Origin of the sequence: Bradyrhizobium sacchari (genome assembly GCF_002068095.1) — a bacterium.
In the GTDB taxonomy this organism is placed as follows: domain Bacteria; phylum Pseudomonadota; class Alphaproteobacteria; order Rhizobiales; family Xanthobacteraceae; genus Bradyrhizobium; species Bradyrhizobium sacchari.
This window is the reverse complement of record NZ_LWIG01000033.1, coordinates 366,597-382,680: the sequence shown is the minus strand read 5'-3', so window position 1 is coordinate 382,680 and position 16,084 is coordinate 366,597. Positions and strand designations below refer to the sequence as shown.

Annotated in this window: 17 protein-coding genes; 13 read left to right on the top strand and 4 right to left on the bottom strand. The window is 65.3% G+C overall.

The features are described 5' to 3' along the window. Positions 1-99 precede the first annotated feature (99 nt). The 6 genes from A5906_RS29850 to A5906_RS29825 all read left to right on the top strand — a co-directional run bounded on the left by A5906_RS29850 (position 100) and on the right by A5906_RS29825 (position 5,702). On the top strand, positions 100-582 hold the full coding sequence (locus tag A5906_RS29850) for a tripartite tricarboxylate transporter TctB family protein (protein ID WP_080138770.1): 483 nt from the start codon (positions 100-102) through the stop codon (positions 580-582). A 12-nt stretch (positions 583-594) separates the two neighbouring features. After that, complete coding sequence (locus A5906_RS29845) at positions 595-2,145, top strand: tripartite tricarboxylate transporter permease (RefSeq protein WP_080138769.1); 1,551 nt, start codon at positions 595-597, stop codon at positions 2,143-2,145. Then, positions 2,142-3,146, top strand: a complete 1,005-nt coding sequence (locus tag A5906_RS29840) for a 4-hydroxythreonine-4-phosphate dehydrogenase PdxA (protein ID WP_080138768.1) — start codon at positions 2,142-2,144, stop codon at positions 3,144-3,146. The genes A5906_RS29845 and A5906_RS29840 overlap by 4 nt, the downstream gene beginning before the upstream one ends. A 136-nt stretch (positions 3,147-3,282) precedes the next feature. Then, on the top strand, positions 3,283-3,498 hold the full coding sequence (locus tag A5906_RS29835) for a hypothetical protein (RefSeq protein ID WP_080138767.1): 216 nt from the start codon (positions 3,283-3,285) through the stop codon (positions 3,496-3,498). Positions 3,499-3,629: 131 nt separating this feature from the next. Next, a complete protein-coding gene (locus A5906_RS29830) occupies positions 3,630-4,691 on the top strand; it encodes a glycosyltransferase family 4 protein (protein ID WP_080138766.1) in 1,062 nt (353 codons plus the stop codon). Positions 4,692-4,703: 12 nt separating this feature from the next. Next, positions 4,704-5,702 (top strand): L,D-transpeptidase family protein, encoded by a 999-nt coding sequence (locus tag A5906_RS29825; protein WP_080138765.1) that lies wholly within the window; start codon positions 4,704-4,706, stop codon positions 5,700-5,702. A 128-nt stretch (positions 5,703-5,830) separates the two neighbouring features. On the opposite strand, the gene A5906_RS29820 is transcribed toward A5906_RS29825, so the two are convergent. Together A5906_RS29820 and A5906_RS29815 are read right to left on the bottom strand one after the other, a co-directional pair. Continuing rightward, the gene (locus A5906_RS29820) at positions 5,831-7,198 is read right to left on the bottom strand and encodes a TAXI family TRAP transporter solute-binding subunit (RefSeq protein ID WP_080138764.1); all 1,368 of its coding nucleotides are present in this window, start codon (positions 7,196-7,198) and stop codon (positions 5,831-5,833) included. A 227-nt stretch (positions 7,199-7,425) separates the two neighbouring features. After that, positions 7,426-8,495 (bottom strand): methyl-accepting chemotaxis protein (locus A5906_RS29815; RefSeq protein ID WP_245326973.1); only part of this gene is annotated, 1,070 nt, incomplete at its 3' end. A gap of 284 nt (positions 8,496-8,779) precedes the next feature. Between A5906_RS29815 and recJ the strand changes: the two genes are divergently transcribed. The 3 genes from recJ to A5906_RS29800 all read left to right on the top strand — a co-directional run bounded on the left by recJ (position 8,780) and on the right by A5906_RS29800 (position 12,414). Next, a complete protein-coding gene (gene recJ, locus A5906_RS29810; RefSeq protein WP_080138762.1) occupies positions 8,780-10,621 on the top strand; it encodes a single-stranded-DNA-specific exonuclease RecJ in 1,842 nt (613 codons plus the stop codon). A gap of 89 nt (positions 10,622-10,710) precedes the next feature. Then, complete coding sequence (locus A5906_RS29805) at positions 10,711-11,520, top strand: SDR family NAD(P)-dependent oxidoreductase (protein ID WP_080138761.1); 810 nt, start codon at positions 10,711-10,713, stop codon at positions 11,518-11,520. A gap of 96 nt (positions 11,521-11,616) precedes the next feature. Then, a complete protein-coding gene (locus tag A5906_RS29800) occupies positions 11,617-12,414 on the top strand; it encodes an aldolase (protein WP_080138760.1) in 798 nt (265 codons plus the stop codon). 108 nt (positions 12,415-12,522) lie between these two features. Here the strand turns inward: A5906_RS29800 and A5906_RS29795 are convergent, their stop codons facing one another. Next, a complete protein-coding gene (locus tag A5906_RS29795; protein WP_080138759.1) occupies positions 12,523-13,752 on the bottom strand; it encodes a lytic murein transglycosylase in 1,230 nt (409 codons plus the stop codon). A gap of 147 nt (positions 13,753-13,899) precedes the next feature. Between A5906_RS29795 and A5906_RS29790 the strand changes: the two genes are divergently transcribed. Next, entirely contained in the window at positions 13,900-14,151 is a 252-nt protein-coding gene (locus A5906_RS29790) for a hypothetical protein (protein ID WP_080138758.1), read from the top strand. An 81-nt stretch (positions 14,152-14,232) separates the two neighbouring features. Further along, positions 14,233-14,412, top strand: coding sequence for a hypothetical protein (locus A5906_RS29785; protein ID WP_080138757.1), 180 nt, complete (start codon positions 14,233-14,235; stop codon positions 14,410-14,412). 6 nt (positions 14,413-14,418) lie between these two features. Here A5906_RS29785 and A5906_RS29780 read toward each other — a convergent pair whose 3' ends face one another. Then, positions 14,419-14,940: a MarR family winged helix-turn-helix transcriptional regulator gene (locus A5906_RS29780; RefSeq protein ID WP_080138756.1), complete on the bottom strand. Its 522-nt coding sequence runs from the start codon at positions 14,938-14,940 to the stop codon at positions 14,419-14,421. 54 nt (positions 14,941-14,994) lie between these two features. Here A5906_RS29780 and A5906_RS29775 point away from each other — a divergent pair, with 54 nt between their 5' ends. Next, positions 14,995-15,474: a carboxymuconolactone decarboxylase family protein gene (locus A5906_RS29775; RefSeq protein ID WP_080138755.1), complete on the top strand. Its 480-nt coding sequence runs from the start codon at positions 14,995-14,997 to the stop codon at positions 15,472-15,474. Between the two features lie 22 nt (positions 15,475-15,496). Continuing rightward, a complete protein-coding gene (locus tag A5906_RS29770) occupies positions 15,497-16,000 on the top strand; it encodes a cupin domain-containing protein (RefSeq protein ID WP_080138754.1) in 504 nt (167 codons plus the stop codon). The last annotated feature ends 84 nt before the right edge of the window (positions 16,001-16,084 follow it).

The following is a 16,084-nucleotide window of genomic DNA, read 5'->3' as shown; positions in this document are numbered from 1 at the left end:
CCGCCGTATCGCGGCTATCGTGCCACAAACTCCGCTGTCGTCCCGGCCTAGTGCGCACTGCGCACGGGGGCCGGGACGACGCATGAGGGAGGGCGCCCCATGATCTCGCGCCGCGCGCTTGAGCTTGCGACCGCTGTCCTCACCGGCAGCTTCGGTGCGGCCGTTGTCGTCTCCAGCCTCGACAACGGCATCGGCTGGTCGAGCGCGGGGGTGGACGCCGGCACGTTTCCGTTCCTGACCGGAATCATCATCGTGCTGGGCAGCCTCTACAATCTGGTGCGGGGCCTTGTGCCGGCGGCGTCGCTGGCAAACGTGCCCATCGCCATCACGCCGCTCGAGTTGCGCCGGCTCGCGGGCCTGTTCGTGCCAGCTGCGATCTTCGTTGCCGCGATCCCTCTGCTCGGCATGTATCTCGCCTCGGCGAGCTATGTCTTTGCGGTGCTGGCGATCCCGAAGCACCAATCCGTGCTGCGCGCGCTCGCCATGGCGGTCGCCACCGCGCTCGCGCTCTACGTCGTGTTTGAGCGCATGTTCCAGGTCAGCCTGCCGCACGGCGCACTGGCCGCCGCGCTCGGCTTCTGAGGGAGGAGGCCGATGGATAATCTCCAGGAGCTCCTGCACGGTTTCACCATCGCGGTGACGGTGCCGCATCTGGTCCTGATGGCGATCGGCGTGCTGCTCGGCATTCTCGTCGGCGTGCTGCCGGGGCTGGGTGCGCCGAATGGGGTATCGCTGCTCTTGCCGCTGACCTTCGGCATGCAGCCGGTCTCGGCGATCATCCTGCTCTCCAGCATGTATTGGGGCGCGCTGTTCGGGGGCTCGGTCACTTCAATCCTGTTCAACATTCCGGGCGAGCCGTCCTCCGTCGCCACCACCTTCGACGGCTATCCGATGGCGCGCGACGGCCGGCCGACCACGGCGCTCGCCACCGCCTTCGGCTCGGCGGCGTTCGGCGCGTTGATCGGCGTCATCCTCATCACCTTCCTCGCGTCCTGGGTGGCGCAGGTCGCGCTTGCCTTCGGACCGCCGGAGTACTTTGCGGTCTATTTCCTGGCCTTCGCCAGCTTCGTCGGCATGGGCGGTGCGGCCCCGATCAAGACTGTCGTGGCGCTCGCGATCGGCTTTGCCATCGCGGCCATCGGCATCGACACCGTCTCCGGCAGCGTCCGTCTCACCATGGGTGTCGACGAGCTGGTGAAGGGCGTGAGCTTCGTCGTCGCCGTCATGGGCCTGTTCGGCATCGGCGAGCTGCTGGTGGCGGTCGAGGAGGAGTTTCACGCCCGCGCGGTCTCCTCGAAGATCGACTGGCGAGAGGTGTTTCGCGCCGTCGGCCGTCTGCCGCGGCATGGTGTTGCGCTGTTGCGCAGCGCCGCCATCGGCTGCTGGATGGGGATCACGCCAGGCGGCCCGACCGCGGCCTCCTTCATGAGCTACGGCATCGCCCGCCGCTTCTCCCGTCGTGGCCGGTATTTCGGCACGGGCGAGGTCGAAGGCATCATCTCGCCGGAGACCGCCGATCATGCCGCCGGCACGAGTGCGCTTCTGCCGATGCTGTCGCTCGGCATTCCCGGCTCGGCCACCGCGGCCGTCATGATGGGCGGACTGATGATCTGGGGCCTCAATCCCGGACCGATGCTGTTCGTCGACCAGAAGGATTTTGTCTGGGGCCTGATCGCCTCGATGTATGTCGGCAACATCGTCGCCGTTGCGCTGGTGCTGCTGACCGTCCCGGTCTTTGCCGCCCTGATGCGGATTCCCTTCGTCGTCATCGCGCCGCTGATCGTGATCATCTGCGTCGTCGGCGCCTATTCGGTGTCGAACTCCTATCTCGACGTCGTCATGATGCTCGGATTCGGCATCGTCGGTTATCTCTTCAAGAAGCTGTTCTATCCGCTGGCGCCGCTGGTGCTCGCGATCGTGATCGGCGACAAGGCCGAGGATGCGTTCCGCCAGTCGATGCTGCTCTCCAAGGGATCCCTGGGCATCTTCTTCGCCAACAAGCTGGTGACGTGCCTGATCGTCGGCGGCATCGCGCTGCTCCTGCTGCCGCTCGTGTTGCAGCTCGCGCGCCTGCGGCGCAAACCCGCGCCATCCGCCGATGAAACGACAGTTCAAGATGCAGCTCGAGAGAAGGTGATCATATGACCGTAAAGCCGCTCATCGCACTCGCGATGGGAGATCCCGCCGGCATCAGCCCGGAATTGACGGCGAAGCTCGTCGCGGAGGACGACATCCGCGCGAGCTGCCGTCTGGTCGTGATCGGCGACCGCCGTATCTTCGACGAGGGCGCACGTGTCGCGGGTGTCTGGCCGGACCTGACCATGGTGGAGCAGGGGACCGACCTTCGCGCGGCCAAGGGTGATGCGTTGTTTGTCGATCTCCGCCACCTCGATCCCGGGCGGGTCGAGCCGAAGACTGCGACCCTTGCCGGCGGCAAATTCGCGCTGGCCAATTACAGGCATGCGCTCGAGCTCGGCCGGGACGGCCGTGTCGACGCCGTCTGCTTCACCCCCTTCAACAAGCAGGCGATGCGACTTGCCCGCGCCGAGTATGACGACGAGATCGCGTTTTCCGCGGAAGTCGTCGGCCTCAAGACCCCCGCGAGCGAGTTCAACGTGCTCGACCGGCTCTGGAATGCGCGGGTCACCTCGCATATTCCGCTGAAAGACGTTGCTGCGAACCTGTCGAGCGAGCGCATCCATCGTGCACTCAGGCTGACCGAATCCTGCATGCGCAACGCCGGCTTTGCCCGGCCGCGCATTGCAGTCGCCGGTCTCAACCCGCACGCCGGGGACGGCGGTAATTTCGGCCGCGAGGAGATCGACGTGATTGCGCCCGTGGTCGCAGCCGGCCAGGCCGAAGGCATTGCCGCCGAGGGGCCGTTCCCGGCCGACACCGTGTTCTTGCGCGCCAAGGGCGGCGCCTTCGATGCCGTGCTGACGATGTATCACGACCAGGGCCAGATCGCGATGAAGCTGATGGGGTTCGATCGCGGTGTGACCTTGCTCGGCGGCTTTCCTTTCCCGATCTGCACGCCCGCGCACGGCACTGCTTACGACATCGCCGGACAAGGCATCGCATCGATCGGCGCCAGCCGGGCTGCCTTGCTGCTCGCTGGGGAGATGGCGGTGCGACGCACCCTCTGATTTACACGCTCAAAGAGAGCGCGTGCCGACTGCGCTCGCGCTGCGGGCAGGATTAGACTTTACGGGAAAAACCGGAAACTTCCGTCGTCGCCACGAGTTGGCGTCCCATGAACATCTCCACGTCGGAGCTGGGAAAATGGTCGACGACAGCCCACTGCGAACAGCGGTTGATACCGCTTGGCGCGTGTATCGCGCCCGGCATCGCGATGTCGATGCTGCAGACGGCCGTCGCTGTCTCCTCGAGCGTCATCTGCAAGGGAGGCGGGAAGCGCGCGAGACGAACGGCGATGCCCAGGACCTTGCGGGGTTCGGGCTGGCCTATCTTGAGCGGCTTTCCGGTGACGAATGTTAGCGATCATTGAGAGCCTTGCGCGTCGCCTGGCGAGCCGAAGCGCAAGGCCGGATTGGACATTGCTTGCGATTTCGAACCTTCTGTCCGCAGCCATCGTGCTGATCCTCCGGTCAGCGGTGTAGCAGGCTCTCATGCGCATCGCTCAGCTCGCTCCCCTCGCCGAAAGCGTTCCTCCGAAGCTCTACGGTGGCACCGAGCGGGTGGTGGCGTGGCTGGTGGATGAGCTTGTCAAGCTCGGCCATGACGTCACGCTGTTTGCGAGCGGCGACTCCCGTACAACCGGCAAACTTCACGCGGTGTGGCCCCGTGCGTTGCGTCTTGGCCGGAGGGGCGCCGATCCGAGTGCTGCCTGCACGATGCTGATGGAAGCGATTGCGAAGCGAGCCAGGGATTTTGACGTGATCCACGCCCACATCGACTGGCTGCACCTGCCATTGCTCAGTCGCCTCGGCGTGCCGTTCCTGACGACCATGCACGGCCGCCTCGACTTGCCTGGGCTGCCTGACGTGGTTCGGCAGTTTCCGGATGCAAGCTTCGTGTCCATTTCCGATCACCAGCGTCTGCCGCTTCCGGATGCGAAATGGAGCGGGACCATTCAGCACGGATTGCCGTCGGAGCTGTTGCGTCCCTTTCATGAGGAGGGATCCTATCTGGCGTTTCTTGGCCGCCTCACGGCAGACAAGGGGCCGGAGGACGCCATTCGCATTGCGCGCGCGGCCCGAATGCCTCTCCGCATCGCCGCGAAGATTCCACGCGCCGAGACCGCTTACTTCAAGAAACACCTCGAGCCTCAGATCGACGGCGAGACGATCCAGCTTGTCGGCGAAGTCGACGACGTGAAGAAGCAACCCTTCCTCGGCGGGGCCGCCGCTCTGTTGTTTCCGATCGATTGGCCGGAGCCTTTCGGGTTGGTCATGATCGAGGCGATGGCCTGCGGCACCCCGGTGATCGCCTACCGCTCTGGATCGGTCCCCGAGGTCATCGAGCATGGCTTGACCGGTTTCATCGTCGAGAACGAGGAGCAGGCCGTCAAGGCGGTCGGTGAACTGGGCAAGCTGGATCGAAGGAGGGTGCGCGCCCGCTTCGAGCAGCGCTTCACTGCACGCCGAATGGCGCGACAATACGAAGGCCGGTACAGCGAGCTGGTTGGTGCTGCAGCCGGAAAATTTGACACGGAACGGTTGGAGATTTGAAAGGAGGCGGCGATGTCGCTGACGAAAACGGGGCAGATCTGCGTCTTTCTTGTCTTCGCCCTGGCAGCGTTGCCGGTGTTCGCCTCCGAGATGACCGCGGATGCCATCAATTCCGCCGAGCCGTCGAAGAAGACGCTCTCGAACGAGAAGCCGACCCCGGCGGGCGTGCGGCTGCAGGTGCTGCTGGACAGGGCGCATTTCTCGCCCGGCGAGATTGACGGCAGGTTCGGCGAGAACGCGAAGAAGGCGCTGCGCGCCTTTACGGAAGCCAGGCAATTGCCGGGCTCGGACACCCCGACGGAGGAGGTCTGGAAGGCGCTGCGGGCGGACGACCGGCCGGTCACGCTGACCTATGCCATCACCGAGCAGGACGTGGCGGGTCCGTTCCTGAACAAGCTGCCGTCGAAGATGGAGGACATGAAGGACATCCCGAAGCTCGGCTTTGTCAGTCCGCGCGAGGCTCTCGCCGAGAAATTTCACATGAGCGAGCAGCTCCTGACGGCGCTCAATCCAGGGCGCCGTTTCGACCGGGCGGGCGACACCATCGTCGTCGTCGACACCGCGAGCGCAGGCGAAGGGGCACCTGCCAAGGCCGACCGAGTCGAGGTCGACAAGGTCAGGCAGACCGTCAAGCTGTTCGACAAGGCCAACGCGCTGATCGGATTCTATCCGGCAACCGTCGGCAGCGAGGACAAGCCGTCGCCGTCAGGCACGCTCAAGGTCACGGAGGTCAGCAAGAATCCGCTCTATCGCTACAATCCAGCTTATCACTTCAAGGGTGTCCATTCGCGCAAGCCCTTCACCATCAAGCCCGGTCCGAACAATCCGGTTGGAACGGTGTGGATCAACCTTTCGGCCGAAGGCTACGGCATTCACGGCACGCCTTCGCCGGACAAGATATCCAAGGCGGAATCCCACGGTTGCGTGCGTCTGACCAATTGGGACGCCGAACGTGTCGCCGGCAGCGTCACCAAAGGCACGCCGGTCGCGTTTGTGGAGGGGGCCAGATAATGCTTGAACTGTCATCGGAAGACGCACGGCTAAAGCATGATCCGGAAGAGTGCGAAGCGGCTTTCCGAAAGATCATGCGCAAACAATATCCTAAAGCGAATGGCGATTCATCCAAATCGCATCACGCTTTAGACTTGTGATTGGCTCGGGGTGGAGGGCGTTGATTGTAAATGGCCAGCGTTCAGCGCGGCCTTACGATCATGGATGAGATTTTCGAGACGGTGCGCCGCCACGTTCAACGTGGCCGCATCCAGCGTGTTTTCATCCCCATCGGACTTCGCGCGCTGTGCGCGGAGCACGTTGTCGATCTGAGTTTCGATCTCCGAAAGTTCCGCTTCGTTTTGCGAGCGCCGTATTTTGCTACCGAGCGCATAGAGCACGTCGAGTGCCGGCTCATGCGGCTTGGCTTCGCCGGACCTGAGAAATTGCCAGAGTGCTGCCACGACCGAGGCCAGTGCGCCCAGGGCCATCGGTGCCAGGAAGATCGCGTTGCTCCACTTGTCGAGGAAGGACACCTGGCTGCCGTTGTAGAACTCCGCGGCGCCGGCATGAACCGGGAGATAGGCGCCCGCGTCGGTATCGGGCGCCTTGACTTGTGCGAGGATCGGCCAGTCCGGCAAGATGTCCCTGCGCGCGGCCGTGAGCGCCTGCGTGAGGCCGGCGATGGTGTCGTTATCGAGATCTTTCTTGCCGACCACGTAGTAGGACACGCGCAAGGTGGTTACGTCATCGCTGGGGATTGGAGGCGATCCTCGCAACGTTCCCTTGGGAATGTCGAAGCTTTCATAGGCGCGCTCTTTCTCCGCGATCGCTCCCGCGTTCTCGATCGGGATCAGCACCGGCGCGGTCTTGACGTTCTGCGGGAACAGCCCCCGCACCAGTGACAGATATTTCTCGCTCAGCGGTATGACGAAAAGGACCGCACGCACCTCCTTGCTGTCGAAGGCGCGGCGGACCTCGTCCAGTGCAAGGTTTTTGAACACGACGTTGGCGCGGTCCAGATCATAGGATCTGGTGAGGACCTGGACGATCCTCTGATTGGTATCTCCGGCGACAACGCCCACGGTCGTGCGCTTCAGACCGGCGACATCCGCAATGGTCGACCCGGGGGGCGCAACGAGCATGGCCACGGCCTCGGCGAGAACGACAATGGCTTGCGCCTGCGACAGGTCGCCGACGTCGCCGCGAACCACGGCGAGATCTGTCTTGCCGGACGCGAAGGCGGTCGCCGACTCGAGCGGGCCGCTGGTCTCGATGACCTTGAGCCGGGCCGGCGCCTTGTTCACGACAAGCCGGCTGGCAAGCGCAGACACGATTTTGGGGGCGTCGCCATCCAGCGAGCCCACGGCAATCGACAGCGTGACGGGGTTGGCGTACCAGCGATATGCCAGCAAGCCCGCACCGGTGGTGAGCAGGACGAGCGCTGCGACCGCGACGATGCGAAGCCAGATCGGCAGCCTCCCGGCATCAATGCCAAATTTCGACAGCTCGTCCATGGCGCCGCTCGTCCGGAAAGGTTGCCCACGAGCATCATTTGCCGGATGGCAATCCGGTGTTGATTTGCATCAAGACGGCGGCCGACCGGAGCGGGCGGGGCGGCCTCGCCGGGGCTGCGAGGAGGGGCGAAAAACACGAGCAAAAACAACCCGCCGCCTACTGTGCATGGGGTTGTTTTCGCCGTTTTGTTGTGGCGCGGCGCGGCTCGCGGCGGCCTCACGCCCCNCCGCAGACGATCACGCCGTACCAGCCGAGGCCGCGATAGGTCTCGTATCCGGGCGTCGCATGGAAGGCGACCATCGCGCCCGAGCGGTCCTGATAGAAGCCGGAGCGCTGGCCGTTCAGCGACAGCGAGACGCGCTCGCTGAGGATGCCCTGGCCGTCGGAGGCGGCGATGACGCGGAGGTTCGAGTCGACCAGCAGCACGCGGGCCTTGTCGATGTCCCCGACGCGGACGCCTTGCACGATGGCGCGGGCCTGCGGCTCCCAGTCGAAATGGATGGCGAGCACGCCGATCGGCGCGCCGTTGGCCTGGCCGCCGGCGCGGACGCTGGCGCAATAGGTCGCGACCTGCGCGTTGCCGAGCAGCGGCTGGTTCTCGACGTCGCCGGCAACATAGTCGTCGCCGGAGCGCAAGGAGCGCGCCTCGCGAAACCATTTGGTGTGAGCGACGTTCTGGCCGACCACGCGGAAGCGGTCGGCGCGGCCGTTGGCGATGACGTTGCCGTCGAGGTCGCAGAGCCAGAGGTCGAGATAGACTGTATAGGCGCCCAGGATCACGCCGAGGCGCTGCGAGGCATAGGTAACCGCGGCCGGCGTCGGCGAGGCCGCGCAGTCGACCAGGGCGGAGTCGGTCGCCCACCAGCGCACGTCGCAGGTGCGCTCATAGAGATTGCGGTCGATCAGCTCGACCGCGTTGAGGGACAGGTCCACCATGCGCTCGCCGCGCGAGCGCTGGCTCATGCGGTCGATCGAGGCAACGAGGTCGCCGGTCCGTTTGGTCAGCTGGGTCTCGAGCTCGCGGGCGATGGTCTCGACCTGCTGGCCGACGCCGCGCACCTCCTGCGCCACCACCGCGAAGCCCGCGCCCTGCGCGCCGGCGCGCGAGCTTTCGATCAGCGCGTTCAGCGCCAGCATCTTCATCTGGTTGGTGATCTGCTGGATCGCCTTGGTCTTGTCGACCGCGATCTGGTTGACCTCCGCAGTCAGGCGATTGATCAGCGCGGAGATGTCGGAATCGTCGTCAGTGGGTTCGGTGGCGGTCGGCCTGGCCTTCAGACCCAGCGCAGCAGACATCGGGGACTTCCCTTGGCAATGAGGTCTGATCTGCAATGAACCCGGAACTACAACTTACAGATCGAATAAGATTCTTTTTCGCGGATTCCGCCTAACGCCTGCTTAATTTGCTGTTCGGCGGAATGCCTAAATGATAGTCACCCCGGCCCATCCCCGGCCATCCACCGCTTTGTGCGGCCGGGCCGTTGCAAATCGCCGGAGTTTCCCGGCCAATCCCCTCAAGCCAGTCCCGGGCCGCCAGCGTGATCGCCCGGAATCCGAGTTCCCCAACCGATAGCCCCGTCATGACGCCGCCTGCCACAGCCTTGCCTGTCGAAGCGCCCCAGGCGTTCCTGGGGGTGGCGCGCTCGCTGACCGACAAGCTCTGGCGCGACCGGCTCGACGCCCGCGGCGCGGCTCGGGCGCTCGCCATCGTGCAGCGGCACCAGCTTCCCGAACTGCTGGCACGGGTGCTGGCTGGCCGCGGCGTCGATATCGACGCGGTCGCCGACTTCCTTGATCCGACCATCCGCAAGCTGCTGCCGGACCCGTTCACGGTCACGGAGATGGAGGCTGCCGCCAAGCGGATCGCGGATGCGGCGGTGAGGGGCGAGAAGGTCGCGATCTTCGGCGACTACGACGTCGACGGTGCGACCTCGGCTGCACTGCTGGCGTGGCACCTGCGGCACTGCGGGCTCGATCCGCTGATCCACATTCCCGATCGCATCTTTGAGGGCTATGGCCCGAACGTCGAAGCCGTGCGAGGGCTTGCGGCAAAGGGCGCGAGGCTGCTCGTCACCGTCGATTGCGGCACCACCAGCATCGAGCCGCTCGCCGAGGCCAAACGCCTCGGCATGTCCGTGGTGGTGATCGACCACCATCAGGCCGGAACGGAGCTGCCGGAGGTTGACGCGTTGGTCAATCCGAACCGGCTCGACGATCTCTCAGGCCTTGGCCATCTTGCCGCCGTCGGCCTCGTGCTGGTGACGCTGGTCGCGGTCAATCGCGAATTGCGCAAGCGTGGTTTCTGGACGAGCGAGATGCCGGAGCCGGATCTGCTCGGCATGCTGCATCACGTCGCGCTCGGCACCGTCGCCGACGTGGCCCCGCTGATCGGCCTCAACCGCGCCTTCGTCGCCAAGGGCCTGATCGCGATGCGGCGGCGCGACCATGTCGGCCATACCGCGCTGATGGACGTGGCGCGGCTCAACGGTCCGCCCGAGGCCTGGCATCTTGGCTTCATGCTGGGGCCGCGGGTCAATGCCGGCGGCCGCATCGGTCGCGCCGATCTCGGCGTGCGATTATTGCTGGAGGGCGACAGCGTCGAGGCGGCGCGGATCGCGGCCGAGCTCGATCGCCTCAACAGCGAGCGGCGCGTTATCGAGCAGGCGGCTGAAGCCCAGGCCGAAGCCGAGGCACTCGCCTCGATCGGTCTCGAAGACAAGCTCGGCGTCATCGTCACGGCGTCGCAAGGATGGCATCCCGGTGTGGTCGGCCTCGTGGCCTCGCGCCTGAAGGAGAAGTTCTCGCGGCCCGCTTTTGCCATTGCGTTGGAGCCCGGCGGCATCGGCACCGGCTCGGGCCGCTCGATCGCCGGCGTCGATCTCGGCAAGGCGGTGCGGCAGGCGGTCGCCGACGGCATTCTGCTCAAGGGCGGAGGCCACGCGATGGCCGCTGGCGTGACGCTGCGCAAGGAGAAGCTCGCCGAATTCCGCGCCTATCTCGAGAACGCGCTGGCGCAGGATGTTGCGGAAGCGCGGCACGTCAACGAGCTCTACATCGACGGCGCGGTCTCCGCACGTGCGGTGACGCCGGAGCTTGCAACCACGCTCAACCGCGCCGGTCCCTTTGGCAGCGGCAATCCGGAGCCGGTGCTGGCGCTGCCGGCGCACCAGCTCGTATTCGCCGACGAGGTCGGGCAGGCGCATCTGCGCCTGCGATTCAAGTCGGGCGACGGCGCCATCGTCAACGGCATCGCGTTCCGCTCGGTCGGCCAGAAGCTCGGCAATGCGCTGCTCGCCAACCGCGGCCAGCAAGTGCATGTCGCGGGCTCGTTGTCGGTGGACCGCTACCAGGGCGCCGAGCGCGTGCAGTTTCGCGTCGTCGACATCGCGCTACCGGACCAGGGGCCATCCGTGATTAGATGACGCATGATCCGGAAAGGTGCGACGCGGTTTTCCGACAAAGATCATGCGCAAAAATAAGACGGCTGCGAACAACAAAAAAGGGAGTGAACATGGCAGGTCAGGTTGAGGGCAAAGTCACGCTAGTGACGGGCGGCGCCTCTGGAATCGGTGAAGCCATCGTCGAGTTGTTCGCACGCGAAGGTGCCACCGTCATTGCGACCGACATCGACGAACTGCGAGGTCCGGAGCTCGCCAAGCGAGTCACAAAAGCCGGCGGCAAGGCGATCTTCCTGGAGCAGGACGTGACCTCGGAGGAGCGCTGGATCGAGGTCGTCGCCGAAATCGCCAAGCGCTACGGCCGGCTGGACGTGCTCGTTTCCAACGCCGGCATCGGCATTTCCGTGCCATCGATCGTCGACATGACGCTGTCCGACTGGCGCAAGCAGAATGCGATCAATCTCGATGGCGTTTTTCTTTCGGTCAAGCACTGCCTGCCGTTGATGCGCAAGACCGGCGGCGGCTCGATCGTCATGATGTCCTCGCTCGCGGGCCTGCGCGGCTCGCCGGGGCTGTCGGCCTATTCGCTGACCAAGGGCGGCGTGCGGCTGTTCGCCAAATCCATCGCGATGGAGTGCGCAGCTGCCGGCGACGGCATCCGAGTCAACTCTGTCCATCCCGGGATCATCGACACGCCAATCTGGGGCAAGATTCCGACCGGGGCGACCGGTGCCGGCCAGAACGCGCCGATCGATCCGGAGGAACGCGCGCGGGTGGTCACTCCATTGGGCCGCGCCGGGCAGGCTGCCGAAATCGCCTCCGGCGTGCTGTATCTGGCCTCCGATGCCTCGCGCTACGTCACCGGCAGCGAGCTCGTCATCGACGGCGGCATGAATGCCGGCGGCGTGCCGCGGCGCGCATGAACGGCGCAGGGCAGGGTGGCGCCCTCAGGGGCTGACGCGCAGGCGCAGCCCCTGTACAACGTCGGCAACTTCCGACCGACAAGGGTGTCTTTCGCCATGGCGCACAGCCTTCATTCGTCTTCTTCCGCACCTGCGCCGTTCCGCTCGAACCGGCCCGACCTTGCCACCGACGCGATCCGCACCGCGCGCGAGGACCTCGCCGCCTGCTTCCGCATGGCTGCGCGCAACGGATTTGAGGAGGGCATCTGCAACCATTTCTCGGCCGTCGTACCCGGCCATGACGATCTCTTCCTCGTCAATCCCTATGGCTACGCCTTCCGCGAACTCACTGCGTCGAAGCTTTTGATCTGCGACTTCCACGGCAACGTGCTGGATGGTGAGGGCGTGCCCGAGGCGACCGCCTTCTACATCCATGCCGAGATGCACAGGCTGCTGCCGCGGGCCAAGGTCGCCTTCCACACCCACATGCCCTATGCCACGGCGCTGTCGATGACCGAGGGCGATCCGCTGATCTGGGCTGGGCAAACCGCGCTGAAGTTCTACGGCCGCACGGCGGTGGACCGCGACTACAACGGCCTCGCGCTCGACAACCGCGAAGGCGCTCGCATCGCTTCCGCTGTCGGCGATGCCGACATCGTCTTCATGAAGCACCATGGCGTGATGGTACTGGCGCCGACTATCGCGGAGGCCTGGGACGATCTCTACTATCTCGAACGCGCCGCCGAGGTGCAGGTGCTGGCGATGTCGACGGGGCGAAAAGTGCTGCCCGTCGATCCCGCCGTGGCGGCGGAGACCTATAGGCAGATGCGCGAGGGCGATTCAGAATCCGCGCGGCTGCATCTCGCCGCGATCCGGCGCCAGCTCGACGCGGAAGAGCCGCAATACAGGCATTGAAAGTAGGGATGTCATTCCGGGGCGAGGCGAAGCCTCGAACCCGGAATCCGGAGATTGTAGCGCGAGATTCCGGGTTCTCGCCACGCGGGCCCCGGAAGGATGGGATATCTACGATCCCTGCCGCAGCTTCGCCAGCACCTTCAGCCCGCCATAGCCGTCGGCAGGCACGATCCCGGCCCGTTGCTGAAAATCCTTGATCGCCTTCATGGTGTCGTTGCCGACGCGGCCATCGGTGCCGCCGGTGTCGAAACCGGCCTTGGTCAGGCGTGTCTGCATCTCCTGCACCTCGGCGAGCGTCAGCGCGCGCTCGGAGCCGGGGAAGGGCTGGATGAAGGGCGGCGCGCCGAGACAGCGATCGCCGAGATGGCAGATCGCCAGCGCATAGTTCATGGAGGGGTTATAGCTCTTCACCGAATAGAAGTTCGGCCCGAGCAGGAAGGTCGGTCCGCCCGCGACAGGCGTCCACATCTGCGCGGTCGCGTTCGGTTGCGGGAACGGCTGGCCATCGGCGCGGGAGACGCCCGCCGCCTGCCAGGCCATATAGGTCCGGCTGCCGCTCATCTCGCCGGATGCGCGAACCTCGTAGCCCCAATGCTCGCCGCGATGCCATTTGCCGCGATTGACGAGATATTTTGCGGTCGAGCCCAGCGCGTCGTCGGGCTTGCCGAACGGCGAGACCTTGCCGTCGCCATCATAGTCGATGCCGACATTGAGCCAGACCTCCGGCATCCATTGCGAATGCCCCATGGCGCCGGCCCAGGAGCCCTTCATCTCCTCCGGCGTGCTCCAGCCCTTGTCGACAATGCGCAGCGCGTTGATCAACTCGGTCTCCCAATAGGCCTTGCGGCGCGGCTCGTTCCAGGCGAGCGCCGCGAGCGAGGGAAACACCGGCGTCATGTGGTTCTGCTGCACCAGGGGATCGCCATAGGCGGACTCGACGCCCCACAGCGCCAGCAGCGTGCCGCGCTCGACGCCGAAATCGCGCTCGATACGCGCCAGCAGCGCCTCGTTGTTCTTCAGCGCGATCTTGCCGTTGATGATGCGCCAGTCCGAGACGCGGCGGTTGATGTATTGCCAGACCTGCTCGTGAAATTCGGGCTGGTTGCGCATCTGCTTGAACACGCTCATGTCGGGCTCGACCCGCGCCATTGCGCGCTGCCAGGTCGCAGCCGAAATGCCCTTCGCCATCGCCCGAGCGCGGAACGACTCGCGCCATTCGTCGAAGCCGGCTGGCGCGGCGGGGAGGCGTGTCGGAAGCGCCAGCAAGGCGGCTGCACCGAGCGTCGACTGGAGCAGGGTGCGGCGGGTGTGACGGGGCGAGGAATCAGCGTGCTTCATGGGCCCATTCTAGCGGGAAACAGGGTGTCTGTGGGGCGGTTCCGGGAACCCGACGGCCAAGCGGCGGGCCGGCGTTCACCGGAACAAATTGTCTCGCTGCTGCATTCCCTCCGAACACGGTCTGTTCATCGAAATATTCGAGGTGGGATGAAGATACGCGCGCATGCGGAAAGCCACGTCGTCGAGCTCGATGACGGATCGCAATGGCAGATCTTTCCCGGCGATCTCGCGACCACGCTGAGCTGGAAACCCGAGACCGATTTGCGTCTGGAGCCGAGCGACGACCGGGTGAGTTCGCATGTGCTGGTGAATGCTGCGGACCAGACCCGTGTCCGCGTGATCGCCGCAGGCGAGACCTGGTCGGACGGCGAAGTTAAGAAATCGTTGAAGGGCGGATAAGCCCTTCCGCAAGCCTGCATATCCCCAAATTTGGGCGTGACGTTTTACCGTCGGTTCGTTGTTGTCCCGCATGATGCGGGCATGCGGGAGCTGTTCGACATCATCCGTGCCAATCCCTGGCCCTTCGGCGCCGGCTTGTTCGTCGTGATCCTGATGATCATCGCCGAGAACTTTGGCCGCGGCATTCAGGGCGATGGGGGCGCCGGCGACCTGCCGGATCTCGATGGTGGCGGGGGATGCGGGGATGGAGGCGGCGGCTAGGTCCGCCTAGTCCTCCTGCAAATCGGCCGCGATGCCAGCAAGCCAGCGCCGGATCGTTGTTTCGCCCTTGGCATCCAGATTCCGGGCGAGGCGTTTCTCCAGCGCGATGACCCGTTCCCGACAGGCCCTGAGCAAGGTCGCCCCGCGCGGCGTCAGCGTCCATTGCTGGATCCGGCCGTGGACGGGATGGGGCGTCATCACGATCGCGCCGTCGCGCTCGAGGTTGCGGATGATGACGCCGACGGTCTGCGGCGTCAGGAAAGTGAGGCGGGCGACGTCGGCGCCCGACAGGCCCGGATAGGCGTTCAGCATCGTCAGCACCGCAAATTGCGGCGAAGTCACGCCGAGATCGGCGAGCGTCCGTTCCATCGTCAGGCGGACTGCGGCATGGGCCTGGCGCAGCAGATAGCCGAGATAACCTCCTTCGCCGCGCTTGCCTTCGCCGGGACCGGGCACGCGAACGGCATTCGGCCCCTGCGGGTCCCGCCGGGTTTTCGATCTCGTGATATCAGCGGACTTGCGCGACATGTAAGTGCTCTTATAAAGTATCAGTGCTCTTACAATAATATGAGGTGCACCGCAATGTCATACGCCCGCAGCGAATACGAGGATTTCAAGAGGATCGCGCCGGACGCGTACGATCTGGTCCTGGCGCTGGGCCAGGTGGCGGCCAAGGCGGGTCTCGACAAGCAGCTGCTTGAGTTGGTGAAACTGCGCGCCTCCCAGATCAACGGCTGCGCTTTCTGCGTTCAGCACCACGTCCTGTTGTCGGAGCGCATCGGCGTGCCGGTCGACAAGCTCCATCTGGTCGCGGTCTGGCGCGAAGCGCCGATCTTTTCCGCGCGCGAGCGGGCGGCCCTTGCCTGGGCCGAAGCGTTGACCTGCCTGTCAGATGGGGTCAGCGCGGAGGTCTACGCGGAAGCCTCGCGCGAATTCTCCGAGACGGAGCTGACGTATCTGACCTCGGCGGTCGCCTCGATCAATGTCTGGAACCGTTTTGGCGCGGCGTTTCGCTGGACGCCCGCAAAGCGCCCGGTCGCAGCGACCAGCGCGACATCCTGATTTGTACGAAGGAGAGATCACGATGACAGCCATGAGTTGTTCTGCCGTGCAACGTCCGGCGCCATCACATTCGGCGGTGCTCGCAGTCGTCGCCGGGCTCGCCTGCGCGCTTGCGATCGGCAAGGCGCTGCCGCTGACGATGGATACGGTCTCCGGCGCGCTGGCGCCGCTCTGCGCCGCTGCGGCCGAGAGCTCGCCGCTCGACAAGGTCGAGCCGATCGGCTCCTACGCACTGCCAAACGTGCCGGGCAAGCGCGTCACCATCGTGCGCGTCTTCTACGGTCCAGGCGGTTTCTCGCGGCCACATCGCCACGCCGGCTCGGTGACCGCGTACATCACCAAGGGCGAGATCCGCTCCCAGCTCGGCGGCGGGCCGGTCGAGACGTTCGGCGTCGGCCAGTCCTTCTTCGAGCCGCCGGGCTCGACGCATCTCGTATCGGCGAACGCGAGCGCGACGGAGCCCGCCGAGTTGATCGCGGTGTTCGTGGCGGACGAAGGCGCGCAGCTCACGACATATCTGGATTGACCGTAGCCCGGGTGAGCGAAGCAACACCCGGGCAGTCGTCGTGGAGGCCCCGGATGTCGCTGCGCTCATCCGGGCTGCGCATCA

What these genes read in the sequence shown, in the direction of transcription:
- A5906_RS29780 (WP_080138756.1), bottom strand. Translation starts at nt 14,940, where the DNA reads ATGTCGCGCAAGTCCGCTGATATCACGAGATCGAAAACCCGGCGGGAC.
- A5906_RS29785 (WP_080138757.1), top strand. Translation starts at nt 14,233, where the DNA reads ATGCGGGAGCTGTTCGACATCATCCGTGCCAATCCCTGGCCCTTCGGC.
- A5906_RS29840 (WP_080138768.1), top strand. Translation starts at nt 2,142, where the DNA reads ATGACCGTAAAGCCGCTCATCGCACTCGCGATGGGAGATCCCGCCGGC.
- recJ (WP_080138762.1), top strand. Translation starts at nt 8,780, where the DNA reads ATGACGCCGCCTGCCACAGCCTTGCCTGTCGAAGCGCCCCAGGCGTTC.
- A5906_RS29795 (WP_080138759.1), bottom strand. Translation starts at nt 13,752, where the DNA reads ATGAAGCACGCTGATTCCTCGCCCCGTCACACCCGCCGCACCCTGCTC.
- A5906_RS29770 (WP_080138754.1), top strand. Translation starts at nt 15,497, where the DNA reads ATGACAGCCATGAGTTGTTCTGCCGTGCAACGTCCGGCGCCATCACAT.
- A5906_RS29825 (WP_080138765.1), top strand. Translation starts at nt 4,704, where the DNA reads ATGTCGCTGACGAAAACGGGGCAGATCTGCGTCTTTCTTGTCTTCGCC.
- A5906_RS29820 (WP_080138764.1), bottom strand. Translation starts at nt 7,198, where the DNA reads ATGGACGAGCTGTCGAAATTTGGCATTGATGCCGGGAGGCTGCCGATC.
- A5906_RS29835 (WP_080138767.1), top strand. Translation starts at nt 3,283, where the DNA reads ATGGTCGACGACAGCCCACTGCGAACAGCGGTTGATACCGCTTGGCGC.
- A5906_RS29790 (WP_080138758.1), top strand. Translation starts at nt 13,900, where the DNA reads ATGAAGATACGCGCGCATGCGGAAAGCCACGTCGTCGAGCTCGATGAC.
- A5906_RS29850 (WP_080138770.1), top strand. Translation starts at nt 100, where the DNA reads ATGATCTCGCGCCGCGCGCTTGAGCTTGCGACCGCTGTCCTCACCGGC.
- A5906_RS29845 (WP_080138769.1), top strand. Translation starts at nt 595, where the DNA reads ATGGATAATCTCCAGGAGCTCCTGCACGGTTTCACCATCGCGGTGACG.
- A5906_RS29775 (WP_080138755.1), top strand. Translation starts at nt 14,995, where the DNA reads ATGTCATACGCCCGCAGCGAATACGAGGATTTCAAGAGGATCGCGCCG.
- A5906_RS29830 (WP_080138766.1), top strand. Translation starts at nt 3,630, where the DNA reads ATGCGCATCGCTCAGCTCGCTCCCCTCGCCGAAAGCGTTCCTCCGAAG.
- A5906_RS29800 (WP_080138760.1), top strand. Translation starts at nt 11,617, where the DNA reads ATGGCGCACAGCCTTCATTCGTCTTCTTCCGCACCTGCGCCGTTCCGC.
- A5906_RS29805 (WP_080138761.1), top strand. Translation starts at nt 10,711, where the DNA reads ATGGCAGGTCAGGTTGAGGGCAAAGTCACGCTAGTGACGGGCGGCGCC.